Source organism: Mesorhizobium sp. M0139, assembly GCF_040322455.1.
GTDB lineage: Bacteria > Pseudomonadota > Alphaproteobacteria > Rhizobiales > Rhizobiaceae > Mesorhizobium.
Map to the genome: position 1 here is coordinate 109,662 of NZ_JAMYTN010000008.1, position 24,419 is coordinate 134,080.

Here is a 24,419-nt window from a genome sequence, read left to right on the forward strand (position 1 = left end):
CCGCCCCCCTCTGTCCTACCGGACATCTCCCCCACGAGGGGGGAGATCAGGCACCACAGCGGCCTTCGCCAATCTCAGACGTCGCAAGAGGGCGCCGAAGGCGAAACTGCCAATCTCCCCACCCGTGGGGGAGATGTCCGGCAGGACAGAGGGGGGCGCCGTAGAGCGCTGCTTTTGACCGCTCGCATCAGTCACACTTTCGAACATGATTTCCAATTTTCATATTGTAAAACGATCGTATCGCGCTAGCCTGAAATCATGACTGGGGCAAGCAAGGCATCCGGACGGTCCAGCACCGACGAGGCGGCGACGCGCAAGCGCGGGCGCTCCCTGGCAGCACTCGGCTATATCCAGCCGCAGACCTACGAGGAGCTGCGCGCCGTGCTGTCGTCGGGCACGGTGCATTTCCCCAAGCGGCTGCGCCAGGTGGCAATCTTCCTGTGGCAGCATCCGAGCGACGTCGCGCTCGGCACCATCGCGCAGGTTGCGGCACAGGCCGGCGTGCAGCCCTCGACTCTGGTGCGCTTTGCCCAGATCTTCGGCTATTCCGGCTTTTCCGATTTCCAGGGCCTGTTCAAGGAGCACATCAAGGGCTCATGGCCGGAAGGGCGCGGCGAGCCGCGCACTGAGACCGAGCCGAATCTGCATTTCCTGCACGGCATGGTCGGCGCATCGCAGGCCTCGCTTGGCCGCATCGAGGCCGGCTTCGATGTCGAGAGTTTCGACAAGATGGTGGCGCTGCTGGCAGCGGCCGAGTTGATCTATGTCATCGGCTCCAAGCGCGCCTTTCCCGTCACCGCCTATCTCTCGCTGACGCTCTCGCAGCAGGGCGTGCGCAACGTGCTGGTCGACAATGTCGGCTCCTCCGCACTCGACCAGATCGGCTGCATCGGCGGCCGGGATGCCGTGCTCGCTGTCTCCTTCAGCCCCTACAATTCGATCACGCCCGATCTCGTCGCGGTGGCGCATGAGCGCAAGGCGCGTATCGTCACCGTCACCGACAGCACCTTCAGCCCGCTGACCCCGCTCTCGGACAGCTGGCTGGAAGTGGTGGAATCCGACTTTGCCGGCTTCCGCTCACTGGCGGCCTCGCTCGCCGTTGGGATGGCGCTGGTCCATGGCGTGGCGACGCTGCGCGGCGAATGAGGCGTCACTGGTCCAATTGACTATCGGGAATTGCCGTTCCATATTTCTCAAAATAGAAACTTTATTCCCGGGAGGAGGAATGGAGATCCGGCTTGACGGCAAGGTGGCTCTGGTCACCGGGTCGACGCAAGGCATTGGCCGCGCCATTGCCGAGACGCTGGCACGTTCCGGTGCCGCCGGGCTGTTGGTCACCGGGCGCGAGAGGGCGCGTGGCGAGGCCGTGGCGGCCGAGCTTTCGCAATTGGGCACGCCGACCATCTTCGTCGCCGCCGACCTTGCCGATCCTGACGCCCCCACCCTTCTGGCGCAGGCCTGCATCGAGCGCTTCGGCCGCATCGATGCGCTGGTCAACGCCGCCGGCCTGACCGATCGCGCCTCTTTCCTCGACGCCAGCCTCGACGATTGGGCGGCGCTGTTTGCCGTCAATGCGCGCGCGCCGTTCTTCCTGATGCAGGCGGCGATTGCCGACATGAAGCAGCGCGGCCAAGGTGGCGCCATTCTCAACATTCTGTCGATCAATGCCCATTGCGGCTCGCCGGAGCTTGCCGTCTATTCCGCCACCAAGGGCGCGCTGGCGACGCTGACCAGGAACGCCGCCAACGCCCACCGCTTCGACCGCATCCGCGTCAACGGCATCAATGTCGGCTGGACCGACACGCCGGCCGAACGCATCATGCAGGCGGAGACATTGGGCAACGGCCCCGGCTGGCTCGACAAGGCCAATGCCGCGCAGCCTTTCGGGCGGCTGCTGACCCCGAACGACATCGCCAGCCTCGCCGTCTTCCTGCTCTCCGACGCCGCCGGCCCGATGACCGGCGCGGTCATCGACCAGGAGCAGGCGGTGATCGGAGCGAACCGGTGAGCGCTTCCACCGAAACGCTTGGGCCGGCGCTGCTCGATCGCTTGCCGGCTTCGGTCCAGACACCGTCCTACGACCGCACGATGCTGGCGCCCGGCATGGCGCATCTCGGCGTCGGCGCCTTCCACCGCTGCCATCAGGCCGAATACACCGACGATCTCATCTCGCTGCGCTTCGACCGCTGGGGCATCGTCGGCATCAACATCCGTCCGCCCAGCCTTGCCGACACGCTGGGACGACAGAGCGGGCTCTACACAAGGCTGATCCGCGAAAACAGCCACATCGAGGCGCGCGTCATCGGCAGCATCGTCCGGGTGGTCGACAGCCAGGACAGTGCCGCACCGGCGCTCGGCGTGCTGATTTCACCTGATATCGAACTGGTGACGATGACGGTGACGGAAAAAGGCTATTGCCACGTCCCGTCCAGCGGCGAACTCGACCTCGGCCACCCTGATATCGTCCATGACCTCGCCAACCCCGAGACGCCGCGCAGCGTGCCCGGCCTGTTGGTGCGGGCGCTGGAGCAGCGCCGGGCCACGCATGGGCGGCCGCTGACGCTGCTGTCCTGCGACAACATTCCGGCCAATGGCGTCATCCTCGGCAACGTCGTGCGCAGCTTTGCCGAACCGCGCGGCAATGGGCTGGCCGATTGGATCGCGGCCAACGTCGCATTCCCCTCGGCCATGGTCGACCGCATTGCGCCGGCGGTGACGCAGGACGATCTCGACAGCGTCGAAAATTGGTTCGGCTACCGCGATGGCGCTGTCGCTGTCGGTGAGCCGTTCCGGCAATGGGTGATCGAGGAAAAATTCGCCGGCCGCATGCCGCGCTGGGATCTGGTCGGCGCCACCTTTGTCGACGACGTCACGCCGTTTGAGCATCTCAAGATGCGGGTGCTGAATGGCGCCCAGACGGCACTCGCCACGCTCGGCGTTCTGGCTGGTCTCGAGCACACATCGGATGCCATGGCCGACCCGCTGCTGTCGGACTTCATCAGGCGCATGCTGGTCGAAGAGACTGTGCCGACGCTGATGCCGGTGCCGGGCATCCTGCCGCTCGCCTATGTCGAGCAGAGCCTTGCCCGGCTGAAGAACACCGCGATCCGCCACCGCAACCACCAGGTCGCAACCGACGGTTCGCAGAAGATCGTCCAGCGCCTGCTCAACCCGATCCGCGACCGGCTCGCAATGGGCCAGAGCATAGGCCTGCTGTCGGTGCCGGTCGCCGGCTGGATGGCCTATCTCATCCATGCTTCCGCACGCTTCGGCAAACGCTGGCCGGTGTCGGATCCCTATGCCGGCAAGGTCGCCGCGATCGCCGATGCGACCGGTCGCGATGCCAGCGCGCTGGTGTCCGCCATCCTTGCCATCGACGGGATATTCGGCCCCGGCCTTGCCGCAGACGATACGTTCCGCGCGGCCGTGATATCGGCGCTGGGCGACCTGCTGTCGGACGATCCGATGGCGGCTGTCCGGCACAGTCTCGAACAAGATGAGGTCGCGAGGTTGAAGCGATCCAAACAATCGGCATTATAGTCGTCGGTCTAGGGAGGCAGAATGAAACTTGGAGTGCTTACAGCACCGTTTGCGGAGACGCCGCTTGGCGAGGTCGCCGACTGGGCGCACTCGGCCGGCTTCGAGGCGCTGGAAATCGCCTGCTGGCCGAAGACATCCGGCGCGACGCGACGCTATGCCGGCACCAGCCATATCGATGCCGCTTCCACCTCGCCCGCGCAGGCCAAGGAGATCGTCGCTTCGCTGACGGAGAAGAAGCTGACGGTCTCCGGCCTCGGCTACTATCCCAACCCGTTGCATCCGGACCCTGCCCATCGCGAGGCCGTCATCGGCCATCTGAAGAAGGTCATCGTGCTGGCCGCCAATATGGGTGTGCCGGTGGTCAACACCTTCTGCGGTGGCGATGCCTCGAAGACCGTCGACGTCAACTGGCAGGACGCGCTGAAAGTTTGGCCCGAGACCGTCGCCTATGCGCGCGGCCACGGGGTAAAACTCGCCTTCGAGAACTGCCCGATGATCTTCAGCTATGACGAATGGCCGGGCGGGCACAACATCGCCTATTCGCCGCTGGTCTGGCGGCGCATCCTCGAAACCTGGGGCGGCGAGGTCGGCATGAATTTCGACCCCTCGCACCTGGTCTGGCAAATGATCGACCAGGGCCGCTTCATCAAGGAGTTCGGCCCCTACATGCTGCATGTCCACGCCAAGGATTTGATGATCGATCATGATGGTTTGTATGAGCGCGGGATTCTTTCCGCCGGGATAGGCTGGCAGGTGCCGCGCATGCCGGGATTGGGCGATGTCGACTGGAGCGGCTTCTTCTCCGGCCTCTACCGCGCCGGCTATGACGGCTCGGTCATCATCGAACATGAGGACAGGCGGTTTGAAGGCAACGACGATGCGGTGAAGCGGGGCTTCCTGCTCGCCCGCGACGTGCTGCGCCCCTTCGTCAAATGACGAGGTGAATGACTTGGTCCGATCCTGCCGAAGGGTCTGGCCCTGAGACGAAAAACAACAATGTGGAGGAGTACTGACATGAAGAAAATACTGACCATGGTCCCGTTGCTTGCGGGCGCTGCCTTGCTGGCATCGATGGGCGTGTCGTCGGCCGAAGCCAAATATACGATCGGCATTTCCAACACCGTGCAGGGCAATGGCTGGCGCGAGGAAATGGTCTGCGCCATGAAGGCGCAGGCGCTGGCTTCGGGCGAAGTGACGAAGCTCAACATCGCCCACCGCAACACCGATGCCGCCGGCCAGCTCGAAGACATCCGCAATCTGATCAGCGCCAAGGTCGACGCCATCGTCGTCAACCCCGCTGATCCCGCCGGCATCAAGGCGGGCTTGGAAGAAGCCACCAAGGCCGGCATCGTCGTCGTTGCCGTCGACCAGGCGGTGACCGAACCGTCGGCCTACATCATCTCCAACAACCAGGAACAGTATGCCTATCTCGGCGCCAAATGGCTGTTCCAGCAGATGGGCGGCAAGGGCGAAGTGTTCTACATGCGCGGCGCCGCCGGCGCCTCGGCCGATAGCGATCGCGACAAAGGCTTCAAGAAGGCGCTGGCCGAAAACCCCGGCGTGAAGGTGGCGCAGGAAGTCTTCACCGGCTGGCAGCAGGATCAGGCCAAGCAGCAGATGCTGTCGTTCCTGGCCACCGGCACGCCCTTCAACGGCGTGTGGACGTCGGGCATCGACAACGTCATCGTCGACGCGCTGGTCGAATCGCAGGCGCCGCTGGTGCCGGTGGTCGGCGCCGACAATGCCGGCTTCGTCGGCCAGCTGAGCTCGGTGAAAGGTCTCGTCGGTGCAGCCGTCACCAACCCCGGCTCGATCGGCGGCGCGGGCGTGACGCTGGCGCTGCAGATCCTCGACGGCAAGAAGCCGGCGCAGCAGACCGTGCTGGTCGACCCGCAGCTGTGGGACAACGCCACCGACGAAGGCAAGGCCAAGCTGAAGGCAGCCGCCGACCCGTCGCTCAGCCCGGAATGGCCGGTCTCGATCTCGATCCCTGAGTGGACGACCTACACGAAAGAGCAGATCGTGGCCTGCAAGGGGCCGGGGGAGTAAGCCTGGTTTGAGTGAACTGGCGAGGACGGCGCACGGCCGTCCCCGCCACACAGACTAGCGCTCTGCGGCGCCCCCCTCTGTCCTGCCGGACATCTCCCCCACAGGTGGGGAGATTGGCTGTCATCTCGGCTTTCGCTAATTTTCTACGTCGCAAGACGAGGGGCGGCGCCGGAACTGCCAATCTCCCCCCTTTTGGGGGAGATGTCCGGCAGGACAGAGGGGGGCGCCGTAGAGCGCCAGCAAGAGAATTTCTGATGCGGACATCGATTTGACCACCAGCCCCCTCCTCGACGCCACCGGCGTCGCCAAGAACTACGGCGCGGTTGCAGCACTTCGCAACGCGTCGCTCTCCGTGCTGCCGGGCGAGGTCCACGCGCTGATGGGCGCCAACGGCGCCGGCAAGTCGACGCTGGTGAAAATCCTGACCGGCGCCATTCCAGCGAACTCCGGGCGCATCCTGATTCGCGGTGAGGCGCGCGACATTCGCTCGCCGGCCGCCGCGCGCCGCGCCGGGCTGCTGCCCGTCTACCAGGAACCGTCGCTGATCCCCGATCTCGACGTTCTCTCCAACCTCAGGCTCACCGGCACGCCGGTCGAGCCGTTCCGCGCCTGGGTGCGCGAGCTCGGCATTGCCGACCTCGATCTGCGCGACACCGCGCGCGACATCCCGCTGGCCGTGCTGCGCGTGCTCGACCTGGCGCGGGCGCTCGCCGTCGAGCCGGACGTGCTGCTGCTCGACGAGATGACGGCGGCCCTGCCCGCCAACCTCGCCGAAAAAGTGCTGGAAGTGGTGCGCCGCCAGGGCGATGCCGGTCGCGCCGTGATCTTCATCTCGCACCGCTTCGTCGAAATCTCCGCACTGTGCGACCGCGCCACCGTGCTGCGCGACGGCGAGACCGTCGGTGTCGTCGACATCGTACCCGGAGTCGAGGAAAAGATCGTCGAGCTGATGCTCGGCACCCGCATCGTGAAAACTCATGTCGCCGCCCGCAGCGCCGCCGAGAAGGCCGCGCCCGCAGCTGCCCGGCCGCGCATCTCCGTGCGCAATCTCCGCGTCGGCGCCAAGCTCAGCGACGTCTCCTTCGATCTCGCCGACGGCGAAGTCGCCGGCGTCGTGGCGCTCGAAGGCCAGGGCCAGGACGAATTGTTCGCCGCCCTTGCCGGCTCGATCCGGCCCTCCGGCGGCACGATCGAAGTCGATGGCCAGCCAGTGAAATTCGCCCACCCGATCGACGCCATCCGCGCCGGCATTGCCTATGTGCCGGGCGACCGCTCCGAGGCGCTCGCCATGCAGCGCTCGGTCCGTGAAAACATCGCCCTGCCCTTCAGTGCCGCGCTGCGCAACTGGGGGCCGATCAACATGCGCCGCGAGCGCGCGACCGTGCTCAGCGCCATCGAGCGGCTGCAGATCGACACCCGCGCCCAGGGCGAAGTGCAGCGCCTGTCCGGGGGCAATCAGCAGAAGGTGACCATCGCCCGCTGGATCGCGGCGGATGCCCGCACCATCCTGTGCTTCGACCCGACGCGCGGCATCGATGTCGGCACCAAGCAGGAGATCTATAAGCTGCTGCGCGAACTCGCCGGCAACGGCAAGTCGGTGCTGTTCTACACCTCCGAACTGGAAGAGGTGCAGCGCGTCTGCGACCGTGTCATCGTCATCTTCGGCGGCCGCCTCGTCGACATTTTTCCGGTCGAGGAGGCCGACGAGCCGGCGCTGATGCGCGCCGCCTACGGCCTGCCGCGCGGCGCCAAGGCCGATATCGGCATATTGGCTGATCCGACCGCGAACACTTCGGCTTCGCCGGAGGCCGCGCCATGAGCCATTTCCTGCGCCGCCAAGGCTGGGTCGTCGGCCTGTTCGCCCTGCTCATCGTCCTGTTCATCGCCACCAGGATCATCCAGCCGGCCTATGGCAGCAATGATTTCGGCTCGCTCGCCCGAGCCGTTCTGCCCTATGCCTTCGCAGTCGCCGCGCAGACCGTCGTCGTCATCGCCGGCGGCATTGACCTGTCGGTCGCCGCCATGATGGCGCTGACCAGCGTCACCGCGGCGTCGATGATGAATGGCGCGAGCGAGGAATACGCGCTGTTCGTGGTGCCCTTCGTGCTGGCCATGGGTTTCGTGCTCGGCGCACTCAACGGCCTGCTCATCGTCGTCACCCGCGTGCCCGACATTGTCGTGACGCTGGCCATGCTGTTCGTGCTGCAGGGTGCAGCCCTGCTGGTACTCGACGCGCCGGGCGGCGGCATCGCCGAATGGCTGAAGGCGCTGATCTCTGGCACCGTACCGATCCCCGGCCTGCCCGACGCCATAGACGCCTGGCTGCCCAAGGCGCTGCTGGTGCTGATCGTGTGCCTCTGCGTCATCTGGATACCGCTGCGGCGCTCGCGCCTCGGCCTCTCCATCTACGCCATCGGCTCTAGCGAACTGGCGGCGTTCCGCTCCGGCGTGCCGGTCAAGCGCACTCGCATCATCGCCTATGCGCTGTCCGGCCTGTTCGCCGCCTTTGGCGGCCTGGCGCTGACCATGAGCACCGGCATCGGCGCCCCCATCCCCGGCCCCTATCTGCTCGCCAGCGTCGCCGCCGTGGTGCTGGGCGGCGTCGCGCTCGGCGGCGGCAAGGGCGGCCTGCTCGGCCCGATCGTCGCCGTCTTCGTGTTGCGCCTGGTGCGCACGGATTTGACGCTGCTTGCCATCGACCCGAATGTCACCGCCATCATCGAGGGGCTGATCATGGTGGCGGTGGTGATGTTCGGGGCGTTTATCACGATGCGGGGGCGGCAATGATGGGTGTGCTGTCGCAGAGAGACGTCGGCGTTCCTTCGCGCCCCCCTCTGTCCTGCCGGACATCTCCCCCACAAGGGGGGAGATTGGATGTCGCGACGACCTTCGCCAATCTCCAACCTTGCACGAATGAGCGAGGCGCTGAAGCTGCCAATCTCCCCACAAGTGGGGGAGATGGCCGGCAGGCCAGAGGGGGGCGCCGTAGAGCACTGTCCTCGCCAACTTGCCGCACCTTGCAAACCTCATCGCGAGCAAGAGCCGCCCCATGAGCACCACCGCCATCACCCCGGTCCCCTTCGGCCGCCGCATAAAGCGCTTCATGGCCGATCGCCCGCTCATCCCGCTGATCGTCCTGCTCGCCATCCTGGTTATAATCCTGCAGGTCCTGCGCCCCGGCATCGTCAACGAGCGCTGGATCGCCAACACCATCAAATTCGCCATCCCGCTGGCGATCCTCGCGGGATGCCAGACCATGACCATGCTGACCGGCGGCATCGACCTGTCGGTCGGCACGGTGGCAACGATGAGCGCCTTCATCATGGCGACGCAAGTGGTCAACCAGGACCCGGCGGTGGCGTTCCTGCTGGCGATGATGCCGGCGGTGCTGATCGGCCTCGTCAACGGCATCGGCGTCGGTGTCTTCCGCGTCCACCCGCTGATCATGACGCTGGGCACCAGCCTGATCGGCACCGGCTGCCTGCAGGTCTACCAGCGCACGGTGATCGCGTCGGGCGCAAAAATCCCCGACTTCTTGGCTTGGCTCGGCACCGGCGTGACATGGGGCTTCCCCAACGCGCTGCTTTTGTTCGTGCCGCTCGCCGCCCTCATCGTCTTCACGCTCGCCCGGACCGGCTTCGGCCGCCTGCTCTACGCCGTCGGCGACAATGAGCGCGCGACCCGCCTGTCGGGCGTGCAATACTGGCAGGTCATCACCGCGCTCTACGTCACCTCCAGCGCGCTCGCCGGCATCACCGGCCTGCTCTATATCGGCTTGATCAAGGCCCCCTCGCTGTCGCTCGCCGAACCGCTGGTGCTGCCCTCGGTCGCCGCCGCCGTCATCGGCGGCACCTCCATCTTCGGCGGCCGCGGCGGCTACACCGGCACCATCATCGGCGCCCTGATCCTGACCGTGCTGACAACACTGCTGACCATCCTGCAGATGCCGGAGGGGGCACGGCGGATCTTGTTCGGGCTGATCGTGCTGTTCGTGACGGCGGCGTATTTGCGGATTGTGGAGGAGCGGTAGGGGGCTGGCGGCAGTAGTGCCGCCGGTCCGGCGCTGCAAGCCAGGCTTACCCGTCAGAAGCGCAAGGCTATCGCCTACGGCAGCGCCAGCCCCCACTCCGTCTCGGCTTCGCCGAGCCACCTCTACCCCCACGTCCGTGGGGGAGAGGAAATGCCAAGCTTTCATAGGAAGGAAATCCAAGTTTTTCTTGAGGCAGAACCTAAGCCTTTGAAGCCGCGACTTCCAAAATTAGCGTTTCCTCTCCCCCACGAAAGTGGGGGTAGAGGTGGCTCGGCGAAGCCGAGACGGAGTGGGGGACCGACCTACTGATTGCCACCATCCTGGGCGACCTTGCCCACCCAGACGCAACGCCCCTTACTTCAACGAAATCGCCATCCCGCTCAGATCCGCATTCACCTGCAGGCCCACCTGCCGGCCGGTAAGCTCGAGCTGGGCGCCCTTGTCGTTGGTCATGACGATCACCTGCGCCCCCTTGCCGAGCGCGCCGCCACCGCCGGCCGCGCCATAAACGCCGGTCGCATCCCGCACCCTGCGGATATGGCGCACGGTGCCCCGGAAATAGGTCTTGGAAACCCCGAAGGCGAAGCCGCCCGAAACGCCGCCGATCGTGATGGGATAGGAGCGGCCGTGGAAGGTCAGCGTCCCCTCGCCGCCGGAACCGCCGACGAAGAAGGCCGCCTTGTAGACGGCAAAGCGGATCGTGCCGCTATCGGCATGCGCGGCGCTGGCAGCGCTGACGGACACAGTTGTGATGGCCGCAACCGCAAGCGAACGAAAGCTGGACGAGATGGTCATGGTGGGAGCTCCTCAAGTGCGCCGCTTGCCCAGCCGGCAGGCGGCGTCGAATTCGTAACCAACTTGAACAATCTAGCCCGTGATTTGGTTCCAGGCAGGCTGTGACAAGATCCGACGAAACGTGACGTGGTGTACTTTCGGGTTGCGGAGGAGGCGGCGCCTATTTTCTCTTCCTGAGCACTTTTCGCAGCATTAACTTCAGCCGCCTCATCTGGTAATGGCGCCGCAACTTGGCCAGCGCCGACTGGTGGGCGGTGTCGATTGCAGCCAGCGAGTCCGCCTCGGTAGCCTGCGGCAGCGCGAGCAGCGCGTCGGCCTGAAGATCGGCAAAGGGCTTGGGGTCATAGCTGGCGAACGGCGTCGGCGGGTCGCTGAGCACGGTGGGGTTGCTGTTGATCTCGAACACCACCAGCCTGCCGTCGACGAATGTGTAGTCGATGCGTCCATACTGCATATGGGCTTTTTCGAAGACCCGCATGACCGCATTGGCGTCAGGATTCGTATCGATATAGGTCCTGATTTCTTCGATATGCGCCGGCAGCAATTGCTCGGGCGAATTCTTGACGAACCACGATTTCGACATGGCGCAATGCTGGCCGTAGATCGTATCGCCGACCCGAAACGCCGCGTACTTCCTGAAATAACCGTCCATTCCGGGGGTGCCGATCATCTCCACCACCATCGGCCGCACTAGATCGCTACCGTCCAGCCGGGCGATCGCGGCGTCCAGCGCCGGCCGGTCGTGCAGCAGCGGCGGCTCCCTGTAGAGTGCGCCCGTCTCGTCGCGGATGAAAACGGGATAGCGTATCGGCTCTTCCAACTCGTCCGGCCTGAACACACGAAAAGCGTTGCTGCCGTCGGCGTGAAGCAGGCGCAGCAGGTCGAAGCGCTGCAGGCTGGCGGTCGGGTGATTGAGCTGCGTCAGGCCGGTGTTGTCAGCCAGTTCGGCGCTGATGCCGGCCGCGCGGCTCAATTCGTCCGATGTCAGCCGGTCCATGTCGGACCAGATGACCACCCCGGCGCGAACGCCGCGCAGCAGCCCGGCATCCTCGTAGCGCACCAGCCGGAACCACGCCTCCAGGTCAGTCCGGTGATACAGAAGCACCACCGCCTGCGTGTAGGCGTGCTCCCGATGCGCGACGTAAAATATCATGCGCTTCCGTTGTCCGTATGTAATTGCAAAGGGGAACCATGATGATTAGACAGGCTTGTGAAAGCCGTGAAATGGTTCTCGATCCGGCATGCGTCAAACAGGAGATAGAACAGGTTGACGTTTCCGTGAAGCTGCAAACCGCATTGGCAAGAAACTGCCATGCGCCATCAACGCGTTAGAAGTCGAGGCAGCCGACACATGAATTTAGACGATGTTGCGATACCCATCCGCCGGTTAGAGCTGGAAGACATGCCGTTGCTGATGGAGCTTGAGGCTGCCGCCTGGGCAGCCCCGCTGCAGGCGAGCGAAACGACCATCCGCCACCGGCTGGCACTCGGACACACCATGTTCGGCGCGATCGATGGCGATCTGCTTGCCGGCACCATCTGCTTTGCCGAGACCAGCCAGGATCCGCTGGTGCGCGCCGATTTCCCCAGGAATTTCGATGCCTATGCATCGCTGCCGCGCAGCGAGCCGGTTTACGCGCTTTACGCCTACAATCTCTGCGTCCGGCCGAGCCATCGCGGCACCAACACGGCGGTGCGGCTCTTGAAGGAGATGGAGAGCCACGGCCGCCGCCTGGGCGCCAGCTGGCTGATCGGCGATGGCCGCTGCTCGTCCTATGCCGGCTCCTCGGGCGACGAGTATGATCATGTCAAGGCCGATGCGCGGTTCCGCGCCACCATCGACCGCTGGAACCAGACCGGCACAAGACCGCCGCTGGAAGAGATCATCCGCGATCCGCTGCTGCGCATGCACTACCGCGTCTACGGATGCGAGTTCCTCTACGTCATGCCGGACTTCTTCCCGCAGGACGCCACGTCAGGCGGCTTCAGGGTCATTTCAGCCAAGAATCTCAAGGCATGAGATTCGAGCCGTCATGACAGCTCCGCATTTCGATCCGTTCGCGCTCGGCGACGACCCGTTTCCGCATTTCGCCCGCATGCGTGCCGCCGGCGGCATTGCGCGCGGCGTCGCGCCCTATCCCGAACTGGCCGACGCGCATTATGTGTTCAGCCATGAGCTGGTGTCGGGCGCGCTGAAGCATCCCGCTCTTCTTCAGGCGCCGCCGGGTACATATGAAGAGGTCCGCCGCAAGCTCGTCGACCATGCGCCCATGGCTCTGCTCAGCCGCTCGGTGCTGCTCGCCGATCCGCCTCAGCATGGCGCCTTGCGCCGGCCGGTCGCTGGCTTTTTCTCACGGCCGGCCATCGAAGCGCTGACGCAAGGTCTTCGCGCGCTGAGCCACGAGCTGGTCGAGCGTGCGCTGGCGGGTGGCCGCGTCGACGCCGTCGCCGGGCTCGCCGTGCCGGTGTCCTTCTGGCTGCTGCAGGAAATCCTCGGCATCGAGATCGAGGACCCTTGGGCGTTAAATCGGTGACCCGCCGCATGGCCAGCGCATTCGACCTGCGAAGAGCGCAGCCGCCGGCAGCAAGCGCCGAGGCCTATCGCGAATGCCAGGCTTTTGTCGAGGAGCGGCTGGCTCGACAGGCCTACCGGCCGGACGGAATGGTTGCCGGCATGGTGCGGGAGGTTGCGCAAGGCCGCTGGTCGCGCGAGGACATGGTGGCCAACATCGTCTTCATGCTGTTTGCCGGACAGGAGACTGTCGTCGACGCTCTCGGCAACGCAATTGTTGCGCTGGATCGCTTTCCCGAACAGCGCGCGCTGCTCGAGCGCGGCGCTGTCGACTGGAGCAGCGCGGCGGCCGAACTGCTGCGCTATGGCGCCTCGGTGCAATACGCCGTCGCCCGCATCGCGGCGCAGGACATCGACCTCGGCGACGTCAGGATTGCGGCTGGCGAAGCGGTCGTGCCGGTGCTCGGCAGCGGCAATCGCGACGATGCCGTCTTCGCCGATGGCGACCGGCTGGACCTCACGCGCCCGCCAACCATGTCGATGACCTTCGGCACCGGCCTGCATGTCTGCCTCGGGCAGCATGTCGCCCGTATCGAGATCGCGGCGATGATAGAAGCCCTGTTCACCCGTGCGCCCGGATGGCGGCTCGATGCCGCAAATGCCGAGCGCCGCGCCTCGATGTCGTTTCACGGCATGGCTACCGCGCCGCTGATCCTCAACCCCGCTGCGTGAAAAGCGGCCGCGTCTGGGGGATGACCGCCGGGTCGAGCGACCTGACGATTTCCGAAACCTTTGCCCGCAAGGCGCCCACCGTCGCATCGTCGAGCGGATCGAGAATATCGTTCTGATCTCTCGATACCCGGTACTCGTCCAGCGACGGCGCCTCGCTCGACGGCGTGAAGCCGCCGCCGCGGGCATGCTTGTCGGCCAGTTCCTGCCTCGATTTCACGGCATAGTGGCGGATCCAGCCGATCTTCCATTCCATCGGCATGGCCGCCGGGTGCTTGTCGAGCGTCATGCCGTCGACCAGCGTCCTGCGCAGCGAGATGCGGAAACCGTGCGGGTGCGGCATGAACTGCCCGGGATCCCGCAGCGCCTTGCGCAGCACCGAGGACACGCGGGCAAACGACTTCTTCCAGCGCGCGGTCGGGGCGTCATGCGTGCCGCGCCTTTGAAACCGCACCGTCACCAGTTCGTCGTCATAGGCCTCTTTGCCGTCGCTGCCGAAATTCACCCAGCGAAAGGCGACGCTGCGCACGCCCGGGCGGCTAAAAAGCGAGCGGACCAGTTCGGCTCCGCTCCAGGGCGGCGCGTCGAGCGGCTCGAGGAACTCGTCGGCGTCCATGAAGCCCAGATAGCGATAGCCGTGGAGCAATGCCTGCCAGTAAAGATAGGAATAGGCCCGCCGCTGCGGCAGCACCGTGTCGTGTCGCCAGTCGACCAGCCGAATCCAGCCGGCATCGCGCAACGCCTGGAGCACCGCCGTCTGCGGTCCGGCGCTGCAGTTGTCGGCGATCATCAGGTCGAAGCCATGCAGCTTGTGCCAGGCGACCCACTCGATCACATAGGGCTGCTCCAGCTTCATGATCGCGCAGATCACCGGCCTGTTGACGGAAAACGGAATTCTCATCGCAACGCTTTCCCCGCGCCACCCGCTGCTGCTTGAGGCTCGACCTGCCGGAACGGGATCGCATCGCCATAAAATGCCGCAAGCTGCTCCGAAGAGCCCGTCCAGTCGCCCATGTCGAACTGGTGGAACCGATAGCGTGGGTCGTCAAGGGGCAGCAGGTCGATATCCGGCCTGATGCACCGGTCGAATATGCCGGCCACCGGCAGATGGATCGTCCGCGCCGAAGACAACCAACCGGCCAGCCAGGAGAAGCTGCTCACCCCCGTGACGAGATGGCTCGCCCGGCGCAGCGTCTCGAAATCGGTCAATGGCGACGCCTTCGGCGCGAAGACAGCATCGGGAAAACGCTGACGCAGGCGCCGGCAATAATCGTTGTCGTCATGGGTCTGGCCGACGAAGACCGGCTTGCGGCCGCTATCCTTGATGAGCGTCTCGAAGAAGCCGAATGGCATCGGGCAATAGTTGCGGTGGAAGCCGTCGAGGATGTCGCCGGCCCGCACATGGATGACGAGAAAATCGTCGCCATGGGTCGGCGCTGCGACGGCACGCCCGTCGAACAGCCCGGAGACCTCGTCCCGGTCATAATAACCCAGCCGCTGCGCGAAGCCCTTGAAGCGGATGCTCCGCGCCCGCCTGTCGCGGAACGCGGCTATGATCCCGTCGAGGTCGTAGCGGTGATAGCCGTCGACCCGAAGCAGCCGGTATTTCCACAACAAAGGCGGCCGCACCCTGGCAATGGACCATTCCGGCAGGTCGGCGTCGCAGACATAGCCACCGGGGATACGCTTCGCCAGCACATGGCAAAACATGTACTGGAACATCTTGTTCGCCATGCCGCCAAACGGCTGCATCACGATGGGCACTTGCCGCATTGGACCCCTTTCGCCAAAGACGGTCATTGTTACCCGAGCTGCGCGGGCCGGTCGACTGGCCTCTGACGCCAAGGGCGCATCATGATCGCCGCCGGCAAGCCACCCTCAGGGGTAATGCGTCGGCTTTGGCGCGTAGATCTTTGGATCGAAGTCCAGATCCCTCGGCAAGGGCAGGCTTGAGCACTGCAAATGCACCTCGCGTGCGAGCAGCCTTCGCTGCTTCTGCTCGTTCTCCTTGATGGCCGCCACGAGGCCCATGCTGTAGGGCCCCAGCACGACGCCGGCGGCCCATCCCGGATGCTCCTTCTCGCGCGCGTCGTAATTCATGGCATCGGTGCGGGCCTGCTGGCATTCCGGCGTCGCCCATTTCGGGTCTTGGGTCGAGAGCGAGGCTCCATACTGGACCGGAGACGATACGCACCCTGCCACTGTCGCAGTCAACGCGACGACCATTGCAATTCTCATCCGCAAGCCCCTCCTAATGTAGGAGGCGACTACAAGACGATTCCAGCGGGAAAAAGGCAGCTTCAGGATGCGGATTTTGCAGGGCCGCTCACCCCAGCAGGTTGCGCGCCGTGCGCATGAAGATCTTCGAACCGATCGGGATCAGATCGTCGGGAAAATCATAATCGGGATTGTGCAATGACGGGGTGCGCTCGCCCGCGCCGAGGAAGAACATCGCCGACTTCGCCTTGTGGCCGAAGATGCCAAAATCTTCCGAAGCGCGCATCGGCAGGGCTTCCTCGCTGCGCGCGACGCCCTCTTCGTCCAGCGCGCGGTTGAGATGTTCCACCGCGTCTGGAGCGTTGACGCTGGCGACGAAGATCTCGTGATAGTCGCAGCGCACGGAAAGGTGGTGCTCGGCCGCGATCCTGGTGGCCAACGCTTCCGCCGCCGCGACCAGTTCCGCCATGCGCTCGTCGCGCCTTGTACGCAGCGTCGCCCACACCTCGGCGTAGCCGGGCGCGATGCCGAACACGGCCTCGCCCATCGTCGCATGGGTGACGGTGACCATGCTGAAATCATCGTCGGCAAAGGTACCGCGCCCCAGTGCCGGAAGCGTCGGCATCAGCTGGCTGATCGCCGGCATCGGCGACACGCCGGTTTCGGGCATGGAGGAATGCGCGGTCTTGCCCTCCAGCACGATGCGGATGCCGCGCGAGGCGCAGTTGACCACGCCGGGCTTGAGCCGCACCTCGCCGAACGGCACGCCCGGCAGATTGTGCAGCGAGAAGGCGAAGTCCGGCGCGATCTCGCCAAAGCGTGGATCGGCGACGACGCCGGCGGCACCATTGCCGGTCTCCTCCGCCGGCTGGAACATCAAGACGACGCGGCCGCGCGCCGGCCGTTCTCGTCCGAGCTGACGGCCAAGTGCGGCCAGGATCGCGGTGTGGCCGTCATGGCCGCACATATGCGATTTTCCCGGCACCTGCGAGGCATGCTCGACGCCCGAAAGCTCCTCGATCGGCAGCGCATCGATCTCCGAGCGGAACAGCACCGTCGGTCCCGCCTGGCCGCTGTCATAGACCGCCGCCACGCCATGACCGCCGAGGCCGGTCAGTACCTTGTCCGGCCCTGTATCGGCGAGGAAGCTGACGACTTCCTTGGCGGTCTGTTCTTCCTCGTTGGAGATTTCCGGGTTTTGGTGCAGCTTGCGGCGCCATGCCGTCAGCTCGATGATATCGCGATTGGTGAGGGTCATGGCTTGGGCTCCGCTTTGGTGCTGCAGGTTACACAAACACGATAGGGTTTTTCTCACGCCGTGCCATGCTGATCAATTCCACTGGTCCATCTGCCTGTCTTGTGTGAGCGTAGATGACGACATCCCATGACCACCACACAACCCAGAGAATTTCCAGCTCCGCACTGAGGCCGTCGATCTCATCTCCGACATCCGGTGGCTTCTCCTGAAAAGCGCCGCGTGCTCGCCTGTGCGACATCTTTGCTTCCATCCACCCGAAGGAACGTTTCGGAGCAACAATGGCCAGGCGGTTTGCGTTTCTCTTGGTTCGCGACTTCACGCTGTCGCCGCTGTCGCTGTTCATCGACACGCTGCGGCTGGCCGGCGATGAAGGCGACCGCAGCCGCCGGATCGAGTTCGACTGGGAGATCGTCGGCGAGCGTGGCCTGCCGATCCGCGCGAGTTGCGGTGTCGAGTTGCTGCCGACCAAGGCGATCGGCAATCCGCAGGAGTTCGATAATGTCGTCGTGGTCGGCGGTCTGCTCGACACCAACCGCAGCCTCAGCTCCGAAAAGGAGGCCTTCCTGTTGCGGGCGGCCGAAAAGTGCGTGCCGCTGACGGCACTCTGCACCGGCAGCTTCGTGCTCGCGCGCTACGGCCTGCTCGATGGCTACAGTGCCGCCGTCAGCTGGTTCCATATCAAGGATTTCCGCAGCCAATTCCCTGACGTGAACGCCCATGCCGACAGCCTGTTTTCCGTCGATAGGGGCCGCTCGACCTGCGCCGGCGGCACGGGTGCGGCCGACCTTGCCGGCCATTTCGTGTCGCAGTTCATCGGCCGCAAGGCTGCGGAAAAAGCCGCCAAGATCCTCGTGCTCGACCGCATCCGCTCGAGCCTGGATGTGCAGCCCGTCGGCGATCTCTTTCCGGCCGCGTCGAGCCGAGCGGTGAAACGGGCGCTGCTTCTGATGGAAAGCAATCTCCAGGAGACGCTGTCGGTCGCCGAGATCGCGGGCCGGTTGCATTTATCCCGGCGCCAGCTTGAGCGGCTGTTCTGCGCCGAGCTCGGCATCGGCCCGATGGCCGCCTATCTTGCGCTGCGCGTACATCAGGCCAAGTCGCTGCTGGAGGGGAGCGACTTGGCAATCGGCGACATCGCCTACCGCTGCGGTTTTCCCAATGCCGGCCATTTCAGCCGTGTCTTCCGCCATCAGACCGGTATCACGCCGACCCATCTCAGGCATCCGAACCGAATGTCCGGTGTCTTTGCCGACGGCAAGGGGAGCGGTCCCTAAGCCTATATTGGGGCGTGCGATCTCGCCGTTGGTATGATAATATCATACCAACCTGATAGGAGGGATCCATGTCCGCCACCGAAAAACGCACCTTCAGCCTGCCGGCCGAGCAGGCTGCTTTCATCGACCAGCTCGTTCGGTCCGGCACATACGCGACCAGCAGTGAAGTGATCCGCGCCGGTCTTCGCGCATTGCAGGAACGCGACGCCGCTGTGGAGCGCTGGCTGCGTGAGGAGGTCGCGCCGACCTATGATAGGTGGAAGGCAGACCCCTCCCAGGCCATCCCGGCCGACAAGTCTTTTGAAAGCATTCGCGCACATCACGCAGCTCGCCTCAAGGGGAACGTGTGAAGCGCCGGCATGTTGTCCTTTTGCCGGAAGCCCAGACGGACCTGTTATGGATATACGATACGGTCGCTCACGCATCCGGCAACCTCACCGCCCTTCGCTACATCGAGCGGATCGAGCGATTTTGCCTGGGTCTCGACTATGCCTCGGAACGCGGAACCCTAAGGGATGATGTGCGGCCGGGGCTTTGCATCGTTGGCTTCGAGCGCCGCCTGACTGTGGCCTTCACCGTAGAAGGCGACCAGGTGGTGATTCTCAGGGTGTTCTACGGCGGCGTCAACTGGGAGGACGAGTTGGCGCCTATCGCTCCGTGAACGCCCGCGCGAACGAGTCCAGCATCGGCCGCGCCAGATATTCGAGGAAGGTTCGGTCGCCGGTGCTGATAAACGCCTCGACCGGCGTTCCCGGGTAAAGCTGCTCGGCTTTCACGCCCTGCGGCAGCGTGTCGGTGATCTTCAGCCTGGCGCGGAAATACGCCTCATGCGTGGTTTCATCGATCAGCCGGTCGGCGGAAATTTGCGTCACCGTAGCCGGGACCTCAGGGGTGAGGCGCGCGTTCAGGGCGGACAGCCTGAGCTTCGCCGGCTGGCCGACGCGAACCAGGTCCACGTCTTTCGGCCGCAGCTTCGCGTCGACGATGAGGCCCGACGCGGTCGGCAGGATCTCCATGATCTTCTGCCCCGGCGCAATCACGCTGCCTTTGGAGTTGTAGATCGAGGATACCACGATGCCGGCTGCCGGCGCCTTGATCGTCGTGCGCCCCAGCACCGCCTCGGCTGCGGTGATCTGTTCGCCGATGTCGGCCAGGCTGGTGCGAACCTCGTCGAGCTTGGTCAGCGCGTCCTCGACGCGCTGCGTGGTCGCGCGCTCGACCTGCGCCTGGGCTTCGACGATCTGCGTCTTGGTCGCTGCGATATCCGCCTCCAGCGCGCCGGCCTGGCCGACCAGATCGGCCTCGCTGCGCAGAAGCTGCGAATATTCGCTGCGGTTGGTGAGACCCTTGTCGAGCAGGCCGGTCTTGATGCCGAGTTCCTTCTTCACGATCTCGGCCTGTTGCTGGATGGCGAGTTTCTGCGCCTCCAGTCCCAGCGCCGACTCACGATGCATGGCGACGCGCTGCGCCAGGATCGACTGCTCGGAGCGGAACCGGGCGAGCCTGGCCTCGAACTCCTTCTGCTGTTCGTGCACCAGATTGTCGAAATCGCGCTGGAACGGCGCGGGTGCTGCTTCGGCGATCGGCGCCAGCCTGTCCGATCCGTCGCGCTCGGCCTCAAGTCGCGCGGCACTTGCCCTGAGCGCGATCGTCTGTCTGGTCAGCCGGTTGAGGTCGGTCTGAGCCGCCCTGCGGTCGAGCAGGACCAGCGGTTCGCCTTGTTGCACGCGGTCGCCTTCATGCACCAGCAACTGCTCGATGATGCCGCCCTCGGGGTGCTGGATGAGGATGTTGCCGCCCGTCGCCGAGATCGTGCCGGAGGTGATCACCGCGCCGGAGAGCGGCGCGTTCGCCGCCCAATAGCCGAAGCAGCCGACGAAGAGCGCTATGGCCACGTAGCCGACGACGGCCATGCGGCGGAAGTCGGTGCGCGGTCGACCTTCGAAGGCGAGGCTCTGCTGCATCATCGTCTATGACCCGAAGCGGACGCTGTGCGGGCGCACGGTCGGCACGAACGAGCCTGTCACCACCGCGCTCCCGGCCTTGCCGGCCGCCGGTTGCCTCAGCACCTCGCTCGCAGGGCCGAAAGCTTCGACCATGCCGTTGCGCAGGACCATGACGCGGTCGCAGGCCGCGGCGATCGAAGGGCGATGCGTGATGACGACTGTCGTGACGCTTACACTTCGCGCGGCCGAAAGCATCCCTTCGAGCGCCGCCTCCCCACTGCCGTCGAGATGGGCGTTGGGCTCGTCCAGCACCAGCATGCGTGGCTTGCCGTAGAAGGCGCGCGCCAGCCCTATCCGCTGGCGCTCGCCGCCCGACAGCACGGTATGCGACGGGCCTATCATGGTCTGATAGCCGTCGCGCAGCGTGAGAATCAGCTCATGCGCCTCGGCGCGCCTGGCCGCTTCGACGATCGCGGCGTCATCGGCGTCGGGTTCGAAGCGGGCGACATTTTGCGCGATCGATCCCGGGAAAAGCTCCACCTCCTGCGCGAGATAGCCGATATGCCTGCCAAGCTGGGTTTCGTCCCAGCTCCTCAGGTCGGCGCCGTCGACCCTGACCGCGCCGCCGGTCGGCTGCAGCGCGCCCACAAGCAATTTCGCCAGCGTCGATTTGCCGGCCCCGCTCGGGCCGACGATCGCCACCGCTTCGCCGGCGCCGATGGCAAAATTCAACCGCTTGAGGATGGGCTCCGTGCCGAAAGCCGCAGTCGGCGCGATGAAGAACAGATCCTGCACCGAAATCGCGCCCAATGGATCGGGCAGTGCGAGCTTGCGCCCCTGCGCTGGTTGCGCCGCAAGGGCGGTGTCCAGCCGCTTCCAGCATCGCTTGGCGTCGACGATCTGCCGCCAGGATCCGATCAGCTGGTCGAGCGGCTGCAGCGCGCGCGACGACACCAGCGACGAAGCGAAGATCATGCCGGCGGTCATCTGCCCTTGTAGCACCAGCCACGCGCCGGCGCCGAGGATCGCCAGTTGCAGCATCATGCGCAGCGCCCGCGACGTCGCGCTGAAGATCGCATTGGCGCTTCCGGAACGGTCATGCAGGGTCAGCACCTCAGCAACGTGTTGTCCCCAGACCGCGGCGGCATTTTGCACCATGCCCATGGCGCGCAGCGTGTCGGTGTTGCGGGCGAAGGCCTGTTCCGCCTGGCTGGCCACCGCCGAGCGTTCCGCCGACATGGCATCGTTCCTGCCGATGGCAAGCTGGTTGGCCACGACCAAGAGAAACAGCAGCACGGCGCCGGCGAGCGTCAGCCAGAACAGGACGGGATGGATGAAATAGAGCAAGGCCAGGAAGACGGGCGCAAACGGCAGGTCGAACAACACCGCCACGCCGCGCGACCTGATGAAGGCGCAAGCAGTGGCAAGGTCGTTCAGCGGCGACAGCCCGCTGCCGGCATGTCTGGCGCCAAGCGAGGCGGCGAACGTCCGCGCGCCCAGTTTCTGGTCGACGGTGGCCGCAACACGCTGCGCGTAGATGGCGCGGACCGCGTCCAGCAGGCCGAGGAAGGCGAGCGCGACCACCGCCATGACGGAGAGATAAAGCAGAGTCTCGACGCTGGAGGACGGCAACACCCGGTCATAGACCTGCAGCAAATAGAGCGGGATCACCAGGAGAAGGATGTTGATCAGCAACGAAAAGATGCCGATATCGGCGATGCCGCGCAGGAAAACCGGGCGCAGGCCGATGGCCGCATCCCTGAGTGGCGCGCGGTCCCGTGACATCTAGACGGCGTGCTCGGCTGTCGTGCTCAGATGGCTCTGCTGCAAATCGTTCAGCGTATAGGCGTGGATATAGTCGATCTTCATTTGCGCGGGCGTCGCCAGATGGTCGGGCGGCGCGCCGGCTTGACCGCCGACCGCAAGGTCGACCAGCATATACATGGGCTTGTTCATATCGGACGGCGTCGCCGCTTCCGCGACCTGGACGCCATCATAGGTCCAGACCAGCTTGTCCGGCGTCCACAACAGGCCATAGGTGTGATAGCCGTCGGTGTTGGAGACATTCACCGTCGACCCGACCGTGGTGTGGGTTCCCGTCTCATTTGTGTGCGCGGTCATGAGAAGCGCATTCGGGTTCTGCCCATACATTTCGATCACGTCGAGTTCCGGTGGCCATGAACCGTCTTCGGGCAGAAGCCAGAAGGCCGGCCACGCGCCGGCGTTTTCCGGGAGATCGGCCCGCATTTCGAAATAGCCATAGGTCTGCGAGAAGGTGTCGTGCGTCGTCAGTATGCCGGAAGTGTATTCGTAATTGTTGATCAGCGGCTTGATGTCGTCGGGCGTATGCGCCGCGGTTATGGTGAGCACGCCGCTTGCGACGCTGAACGGATGGACCGAGCTGGTCGGCGCATAATTGGCGTCGATATACCATTGCAGCTCGCCGTTCTGGGGCTGCGAGCTGCCGTTCTGCGCCCCCCACCAGAAATTGGAATCCCAGATGCCGCTCTGGCCGTTCCACAGGCTCAGCGTGTTGAAATCGTCGTTGAAAGACAGCGTCATGCCGGTCTTGTCGATCGGCAGCTCGAACTGGCCGGGCTGAAACTTGTCGATCGTGGTGTTGTGGAACACCAGCACCTCGCTCGAGCCGAGGTTCAGCTGCACGTTCGATCCCACCTGGACCATATTGGCGTGGACGGCCTCGAACGAGGTGAAGGCATAGCCGTTGAGGCGCACCGTGTCGGTCGCGCCGAAATCGGAGATAAGGTCGCTGCCATTGCCCTTGGTGATGATGAAGGTGTCGGCGCCGGCGCCGCCGATCAGCACGTCATTGCCCTTGCCGCCGTCCAGCGTCTGGCTGCCAGCGCCGCCCGTTATGATGTTGTCCTGACCATTGCCGAAGGCATAGTGGCCGTCGCCGGTGACGACGAGGTTCTCGAAATTCGCGGGCAGCTTGTAGCTCATCCAGGTATCGATCGTGTCGACGCCCGCGCCGTAGTTCTCGACCGCTTTGTTGATCGTCGAATAGAGATGGTAATAGTCGTCGCCCGCGCCGCCATACATGGTGACCTTGACGTTGGTGTCGCCCCAGAAGGAATCGTTGCCCGAGGTGCCGTAGCGGTAAGGCGCGCCTCCAGTCGCCGAGAACCAATGGGTGGAAGCGCCGGTATACGGAAGTGGAATGCCTTTGGCGTTGAGGACTGTGGTCATTCCGACACTCCTTGCGCGTGCTGCCTTGGTCGTTCGACAACCTTCGAGCGACCATTTCGGATCAACTCTTAAATTGATCCGTCGTTCCAGGGAATCATTCTATAGTACACCAAGGAGATCGTCGCCCATCATTTAATAGATAATGCCGAAGGCGTTAAGCTGATCCTAATACAACTTTGTAGGAGAGACTTACAATTTTAATAAATTGTGAGATCCGCGCCGAAAAGTTAGGCAACCTGTCAATGATGCATGCAATTTGACGCGACACGACCGCCTGCCTGAGGCGGCGGTCGAAGTCGCGGGCGGATGGCCGCGGGCAAAGGGCTCAAGAAAATTTGACAGGCTATGTCGGACCGGGTGAGGTTCACCCGTCCTTGGGGCATCGGACAACGAAACCACAAAGGATACCGAAGAGATGCCAAGCACCGTACGTTTGCACCGCGTTCTGACGACCAGCCCGGAGAAGGTCTACCGCGCATTCACAGAAGCCGACGCGCTGGCGAAATGGCTTCCGCCGAACGGCTTCACTTGCACGGTACACAGCTTCGACGCGAAAGTCGGTGGCGCCTTCAAGATGTCGTTCCGAAACTTCACGACGGGCGGCAGCCATTCCTTCGGCGGCGAATATCTCGAACTCGTTCCCGGCGAGCGCCTGCGCTACACCGACAGGTTCGACGACCCCAATTTGCCCGGCCAGATCGAAGTGACCGTGCTCCTGAAGAAAGTGTCGGTCGGCACCGAACTCGACATCACCCAGGCCGGCATTCCGGACGTTATTCCGGCTGAAGCCTGCTATCTCGGCTGGCAGGAGTCGCTGCGCAATCTGGCAAAGCTCGTCGAACCCGAGATCAATCAGTAG

At 64.5% G+C, this 24,419-nt stretch carries 24 protein-coding genes; 15 read left to right on the forward strand and 9 right to left on the reverse strand.

The features are described 5' to 3' along the window. Positions 1–258: 258 nt before the first annotated feature. From NKJ58_RS15615 to NKJ58_RS15650, 8 genes are all read left to right on the forward strand, one after another. The gene (locus NKJ58_RS15615) at positions 259–1,146 is read left to right on the forward strand and encodes a MurR/RpiR family transcriptional regulator (protein ID WP_023744115.1); all 888 of its coding nucleotides are present in this window, start codon (positions 259–261) and stop codon (positions 1,144–1,146) included. A 79-nt stretch (positions 1,147–1,225) separates the two neighbouring features. Beyond that, positions 1,226–2,008 (forward strand): SDR family oxidoreductase, encoded by a 783-nt coding sequence (locus tag NKJ58_RS15620; protein ID WP_023744114.1) that lies wholly within the window; start codon positions 1,226–1,228, stop codon positions 2,006–2,008. Further along, positions 2,005–3,540 (forward strand): mannitol dehydrogenase family protein, encoded by a 1,536-nt coding sequence (locus tag NKJ58_RS15625; RefSeq protein WP_352518427.1) that lies wholly within the window; start codon positions 2,005–2,007, stop codon positions 3,538–3,540. Before NKJ58_RS15620 ends, NKJ58_RS15625 begins: the two co-directional genes overlap by 4 nt. Positions 3,541–3,561: 21 nt before the next feature. After that, complete coding sequence (locus NKJ58_RS15630; RefSeq protein ID WP_352518428.1) at positions 3,562–4,476, forward strand: sugar phosphate isomerase/epimerase family protein; 915 nt, start codon at positions 3,562–3,564, stop codon at positions 4,474–4,476. A 78-nt stretch (positions 4,477–4,554) separates the two neighbouring features. Beyond that, positions 4,555–5,589 carry an ABC transporter substrate-binding protein gene (locus tag NKJ58_RS15635; protein ID WP_023704174.1) on the forward strand — a complete coding sequence of 345 codons (1,035 nt, stop codon included), beginning with the start codon at positions 4,555–4,557 and terminating at the stop codon, positions 5,587–5,589. Positions 5,590–5,857: 268 nt separating this feature from the next. Further along, a complete protein-coding gene (locus NKJ58_RS15640) occupies positions 5,858–7,408 on the forward strand; it encodes a sugar ABC transporter ATP-binding protein (protein WP_352518429.1) in 1,551 nt (516 codons plus the stop codon). Continuing rightward, complete coding sequence (locus tag NKJ58_RS15645; protein WP_023669686.1) at positions 7,405–8,376, forward strand: ABC transporter permease; 972 nt, start codon at positions 7,405–7,407, stop codon at positions 8,374–8,376. The genes NKJ58_RS15640 and NKJ58_RS15645 overlap by 4 nt, the downstream gene beginning before the upstream one ends. A 262-nt stretch (positions 8,377–8,638) precedes the next feature. Next, on the forward strand, positions 8,639–9,619 hold the full coding sequence (locus tag NKJ58_RS15650) for an ABC transporter permease (protein WP_023669687.1): 981 nt from the start codon (positions 8,639–8,641) through the stop codon (positions 9,617–9,619). Positions 9,620–9,973: 354 nt separating this feature from the next. On the opposite strand, the gene NKJ58_RS15655 is transcribed toward NKJ58_RS15650, so the two are convergent. Together NKJ58_RS15655 and NKJ58_RS15660 are read right to left on the reverse strand one after the other, a co-directional pair. Then, complete coding sequence (locus NKJ58_RS15655) at positions 9,974–10,414, reverse strand: lipid-binding SYLF domain-containing protein (protein WP_023686526.1); 441 nt, start codon at positions 10,412–10,414, stop codon at positions 9,974–9,976. A gap of 160 nt (positions 10,415–10,574) precedes the next feature. Further along, positions 10,575–11,567 (reverse strand): hypothetical protein, encoded by a 993-nt coding sequence (locus NKJ58_RS15660; protein WP_023710848.1) that lies wholly within the window; start codon positions 11,565–11,567, stop codon positions 10,575–10,577. A 198-nt stretch (positions 11,568–11,765) separates the two neighbouring features. Between NKJ58_RS15660 and NKJ58_RS15665 the strand changes: the two genes are divergently transcribed. The 3 genes from NKJ58_RS15665 to NKJ58_RS15675 are packed head-to-tail and all read left to right on the forward strand — an operon-like array spanning position 11,766 to position 13,658. Continuing rightward, positions 11,766–12,434, forward strand: coding sequence for a GNAT family N-acetyltransferase (locus tag NKJ58_RS15665; RefSeq protein ID WP_031199642.1), 669 nt, complete (start codon positions 11,766–11,768; stop codon positions 12,432–12,434). Between the two features lie 13 nt (positions 12,435–12,447). Then, complete coding sequence (locus NKJ58_RS15670; protein WP_352853432.1) at positions 12,448–12,948, forward strand: hypothetical protein; 501 nt, start codon at positions 12,448–12,450, stop codon at positions 12,946–12,948. A gap of 8 nt (positions 12,949–12,956) precedes the next feature. Beyond that, the gene (locus NKJ58_RS15675) at positions 12,957–13,658 is read left to right on the forward strand and encodes a cytochrome P450 (protein WP_352853433.1); all 702 of its coding nucleotides are present in this window, start codon (positions 12,957–12,959) and stop codon (positions 13,656–13,658) included. Here the strand turns inward: NKJ58_RS15675 and NKJ58_RS15680 are convergent. The 4 genes from NKJ58_RS15680 to NKJ58_RS15695 all read right to left on the reverse strand — a co-directional run bounded on the left by NKJ58_RS15680 (position 13,642) and on the right by NKJ58_RS15695 (position 17,130). Then, on the reverse strand, positions 13,642–14,556 hold the full coding sequence (locus tag NKJ58_RS15680; protein WP_023733568.1) for a glycosyltransferase family protein: 915 nt from the start codon (positions 14,554–14,556) through the stop codon (positions 13,642–13,644). The two genes, NKJ58_RS15675 and NKJ58_RS15680, sit on opposite strands and share 17 nt — an antisense overlap. Continuing rightward, a complete protein-coding gene (locus NKJ58_RS15685; protein WP_023686531.1) occupies positions 14,553–15,428 on the reverse strand; it encodes an alpha-1,2-fucosyltransferase in 876 nt (291 codons plus the stop codon). The genes NKJ58_RS15680 and NKJ58_RS15685 overlap by 4 nt, the downstream gene beginning before the upstream one ends. 105 nt (positions 15,429–15,533) lie before the next feature. Further along, entirely contained in the window at positions 15,534–15,893 is a 360-nt protein-coding gene (locus NKJ58_RS15690) for a hypothetical protein (protein WP_023691921.1), read from the reverse strand. A gap of 88 nt (positions 15,894–15,981) precedes the next feature. Next, positions 15,982–17,130, reverse strand: a complete 1,149-nt coding sequence (locus NKJ58_RS15695; RefSeq protein ID WP_023733569.1) for an amidohydrolase — start codon at positions 17,128–17,130, stop codon at positions 15,982–15,984. A gap of 278 nt (positions 17,131–17,408) precedes the next feature. On the opposite strand from NKJ58_RS15695, the gene NKJ58_RS15700 reads away from it, so the two are divergent. The 3 genes from NKJ58_RS15700 (at position 17,409) to NKJ58_RS15710 (ending at position 19,065) form a co-directional block, all read left to right on the forward strand. Beyond that, a complete protein-coding gene (locus NKJ58_RS15700) occupies positions 17,409–18,404 on the forward strand; it encodes a GlxA family transcriptional regulator (RefSeq protein ID WP_023707585.1) in 996 nt (331 codons plus the stop codon). A 68-nt stretch (positions 18,405–18,472) separates the two neighbouring features. Further along, entirely contained in the window at positions 18,473–18,754 is a 282-nt protein-coding gene (locus NKJ58_RS15705; RefSeq protein WP_023707584.1) for a type II toxin-antitoxin system ParD family antitoxin, read from the forward strand. Then, the gene (locus NKJ58_RS15710; RefSeq protein ID WP_023707583.1) at positions 18,751–19,065 is read left to right on the forward strand and encodes a type II toxin-antitoxin system RelE/ParE family toxin; all 315 of its coding nucleotides are present in this window, start codon (positions 18,751–18,753) and stop codon (positions 19,063–19,065) included. The genes NKJ58_RS15705 and NKJ58_RS15710 overlap by 4 nt, the downstream gene beginning before the upstream one ends. Here the strand turns inward: NKJ58_RS15710 and NKJ58_RS15715 are convergent. The 3 genes from NKJ58_RS15715 to eglC are packed head-to-tail and all read right to left on the reverse strand — an operon-like array spanning position 19,052 to position 23,560. Next, positions 19,052–20,371: an HlyD family type I secretion periplasmic adaptor subunit gene (locus NKJ58_RS15715; protein WP_023707582.1), complete on the reverse strand. Its 1,320-nt coding sequence runs from the start codon at positions 20,369–20,371 to the stop codon at positions 19,052–19,054. The two genes, NKJ58_RS15710 and NKJ58_RS15715, sit on opposite strands and share 14 nt — an antisense overlap. Positions 20,372–20,374: 3 nt before the next feature. Next, positions 20,375–22,135: a type I secretion system permease/ATPase gene (locus NKJ58_RS15720; protein ID WP_352853436.1), complete on the reverse strand. Its 1,761-nt coding sequence runs from the start codon at positions 22,133–22,135 to the stop codon at positions 20,375–20,377. Then, complete coding sequence (gene eglC / locus NKJ58_RS15725) at positions 22,136–23,560, reverse strand: endo-1,3-1,4-beta-glycanase EglC (RefSeq protein ID WP_023733571.1); 1,425 nt, start codon at positions 23,558–23,560, stop codon at positions 22,136–22,138. 415 nt (positions 23,561–23,975) lie between these two features. On the opposite strand from eglC, the gene NKJ58_RS15730 reads away from it, so the two are divergent. Beyond that, positions 23,976–24,419, forward strand: a complete 444-nt coding sequence (locus NKJ58_RS15730; protein ID WP_023683102.1) for an SRPBCC family protein — start codon at positions 23,976–23,978, stop codon at positions 24,417–24,419.

Excerpts from the sequence above, each read along its gene's own strand:
- NKJ58_RS15690 (WP_023691921.1), bottom strand. The coding sequence starts at position 15,893 with ATGAGAATTGCAATGGTCGTCGCGTTGACTGCGACAGTGGCAGGGTGC.
- NKJ58_RS15715 (WP_023707582.1), bottom strand. The coding sequence starts at position 20,371 with ATGATGCAGCAGAGCCTCGCCTTCGAAGGTCGACCGCGCACCGACTTC.
- NKJ58_RS15680 (WP_023733568.1), bottom strand. The coding sequence starts at position 14,556 with ATGAGAATTCCGTTTTCCGTCAACAGGCCGGTGATCTGCGCGATCATG.
- NKJ58_RS15620 (WP_023744114.1), top strand. The coding sequence starts at position 1,226 with ATGGAGATCCGGCTTGACGGCAAGGTGGCTCTGGTCACCGGGTCGACG.
- NKJ58_RS15675 (WP_352853433.1), top strand. The coding sequence starts at position 12,957 with ATGGCCAGCGCATTCGACCTGCGAAGAGCGCAGCCGCCGGCAGCAAGC.
- NKJ58_RS15695 (WP_023733569.1), bottom strand. The coding sequence starts at position 17,130 with ATGACCCTCACCAATCGCGATATCATCGAGCTGACGGCATGGCGCCGC.
- NKJ58_RS15700 (WP_023707585.1), top strand. The coding sequence starts at position 17,409 with ATGGCCAGGCGGTTTGCGTTTCTCTTGGTTCGCGACTTCACGCTGTCG.
- NKJ58_RS15615 (WP_023744115.1), top strand. The coding sequence starts at position 259 with ATGACTGGGGCAAGCAAGGCATCCGGACGGTCCAGCACCGACGAGGCG.
- NKJ58_RS15635 (WP_023704174.1), top strand. The coding sequence starts at position 4,555 with ATGAAGAAAATACTGACCATGGTCCCGTTGCTTGCGGGCGCTGCCTTG.
- eglC (WP_023733571.1), bottom strand. The coding sequence starts at position 23,560 with ATGACCACAGTCCTCAACGCCAAAGGCATTCCACTTCCGTATACCGGC.
- NKJ58_RS15630 (WP_352518428.1), top strand. The coding sequence starts at position 3,562 with ATGAAACTTGGAGTGCTTACAGCACCGTTTGCGGAGACGCCGCTTGGC.
- NKJ58_RS15655 (WP_023686526.1), bottom strand. The coding sequence starts at position 10,414 with ATGACCATCTCGTCCAGCTTTCGTTCGCTTGCGGTTGCGGCCATCACA.
- NKJ58_RS15665 (WP_031199642.1), top strand. The coding sequence starts at position 11,766 with ATGAATTTAGACGATGTTGCGATACCCATCCGCCGGTTAGAGCTGGAA.
- NKJ58_RS15730 (WP_023683102.1), top strand. The coding sequence starts at position 23,976 with ATGCCAAGCACCGTACGTTTGCACCGCGTTCTGACGACCAGCCCGGAG.
- NKJ58_RS15705 (WP_023707584.1), top strand. The coding sequence starts at position 18,473 with ATGTCCGCCACCGAAAAACGCACCTTCAGCCTGCCGGCCGAGCAGGCT.
- NKJ58_RS15670 (WP_352853432.1), top strand. The coding sequence starts at position 12,448 with ATGACAGCTCCGCATTTCGATCCGTTCGCGCTCGGCGACGACCCGTTT.
- NKJ58_RS15660 (WP_023710848.1), bottom strand. The coding sequence starts at position 11,567 with ATGATATTTTACGTCGCGCATCGGGAGCACGCCTACACGCAGGCGGTG.
- NKJ58_RS15685 (WP_023686531.1), bottom strand. The coding sequence starts at position 15,428 with ATGCGGCAAGTGCCCATCGTGATGCAGCCGTTTGGCGGCATGGCGAAC.
- NKJ58_RS15645 (WP_023669686.1), top strand. The coding sequence starts at position 7,405 with ATGAGCCATTTCCTGCGCCGCCAAGGCTGGGTCGTCGGCCTGTTCGCC.
- NKJ58_RS15720 (WP_352853436.1), bottom strand. The coding sequence starts at position 22,135 with ATGTCACGGGACCGCGCGCCACTCAGGGATGCGGCCATCGGCCTGCGC.
- NKJ58_RS15650 (WP_023669687.1), top strand. The coding sequence starts at position 8,639 with ATGAGCACCACCGCCATCACCCCGGTCCCCTTCGGCCGCCGCATAAAG.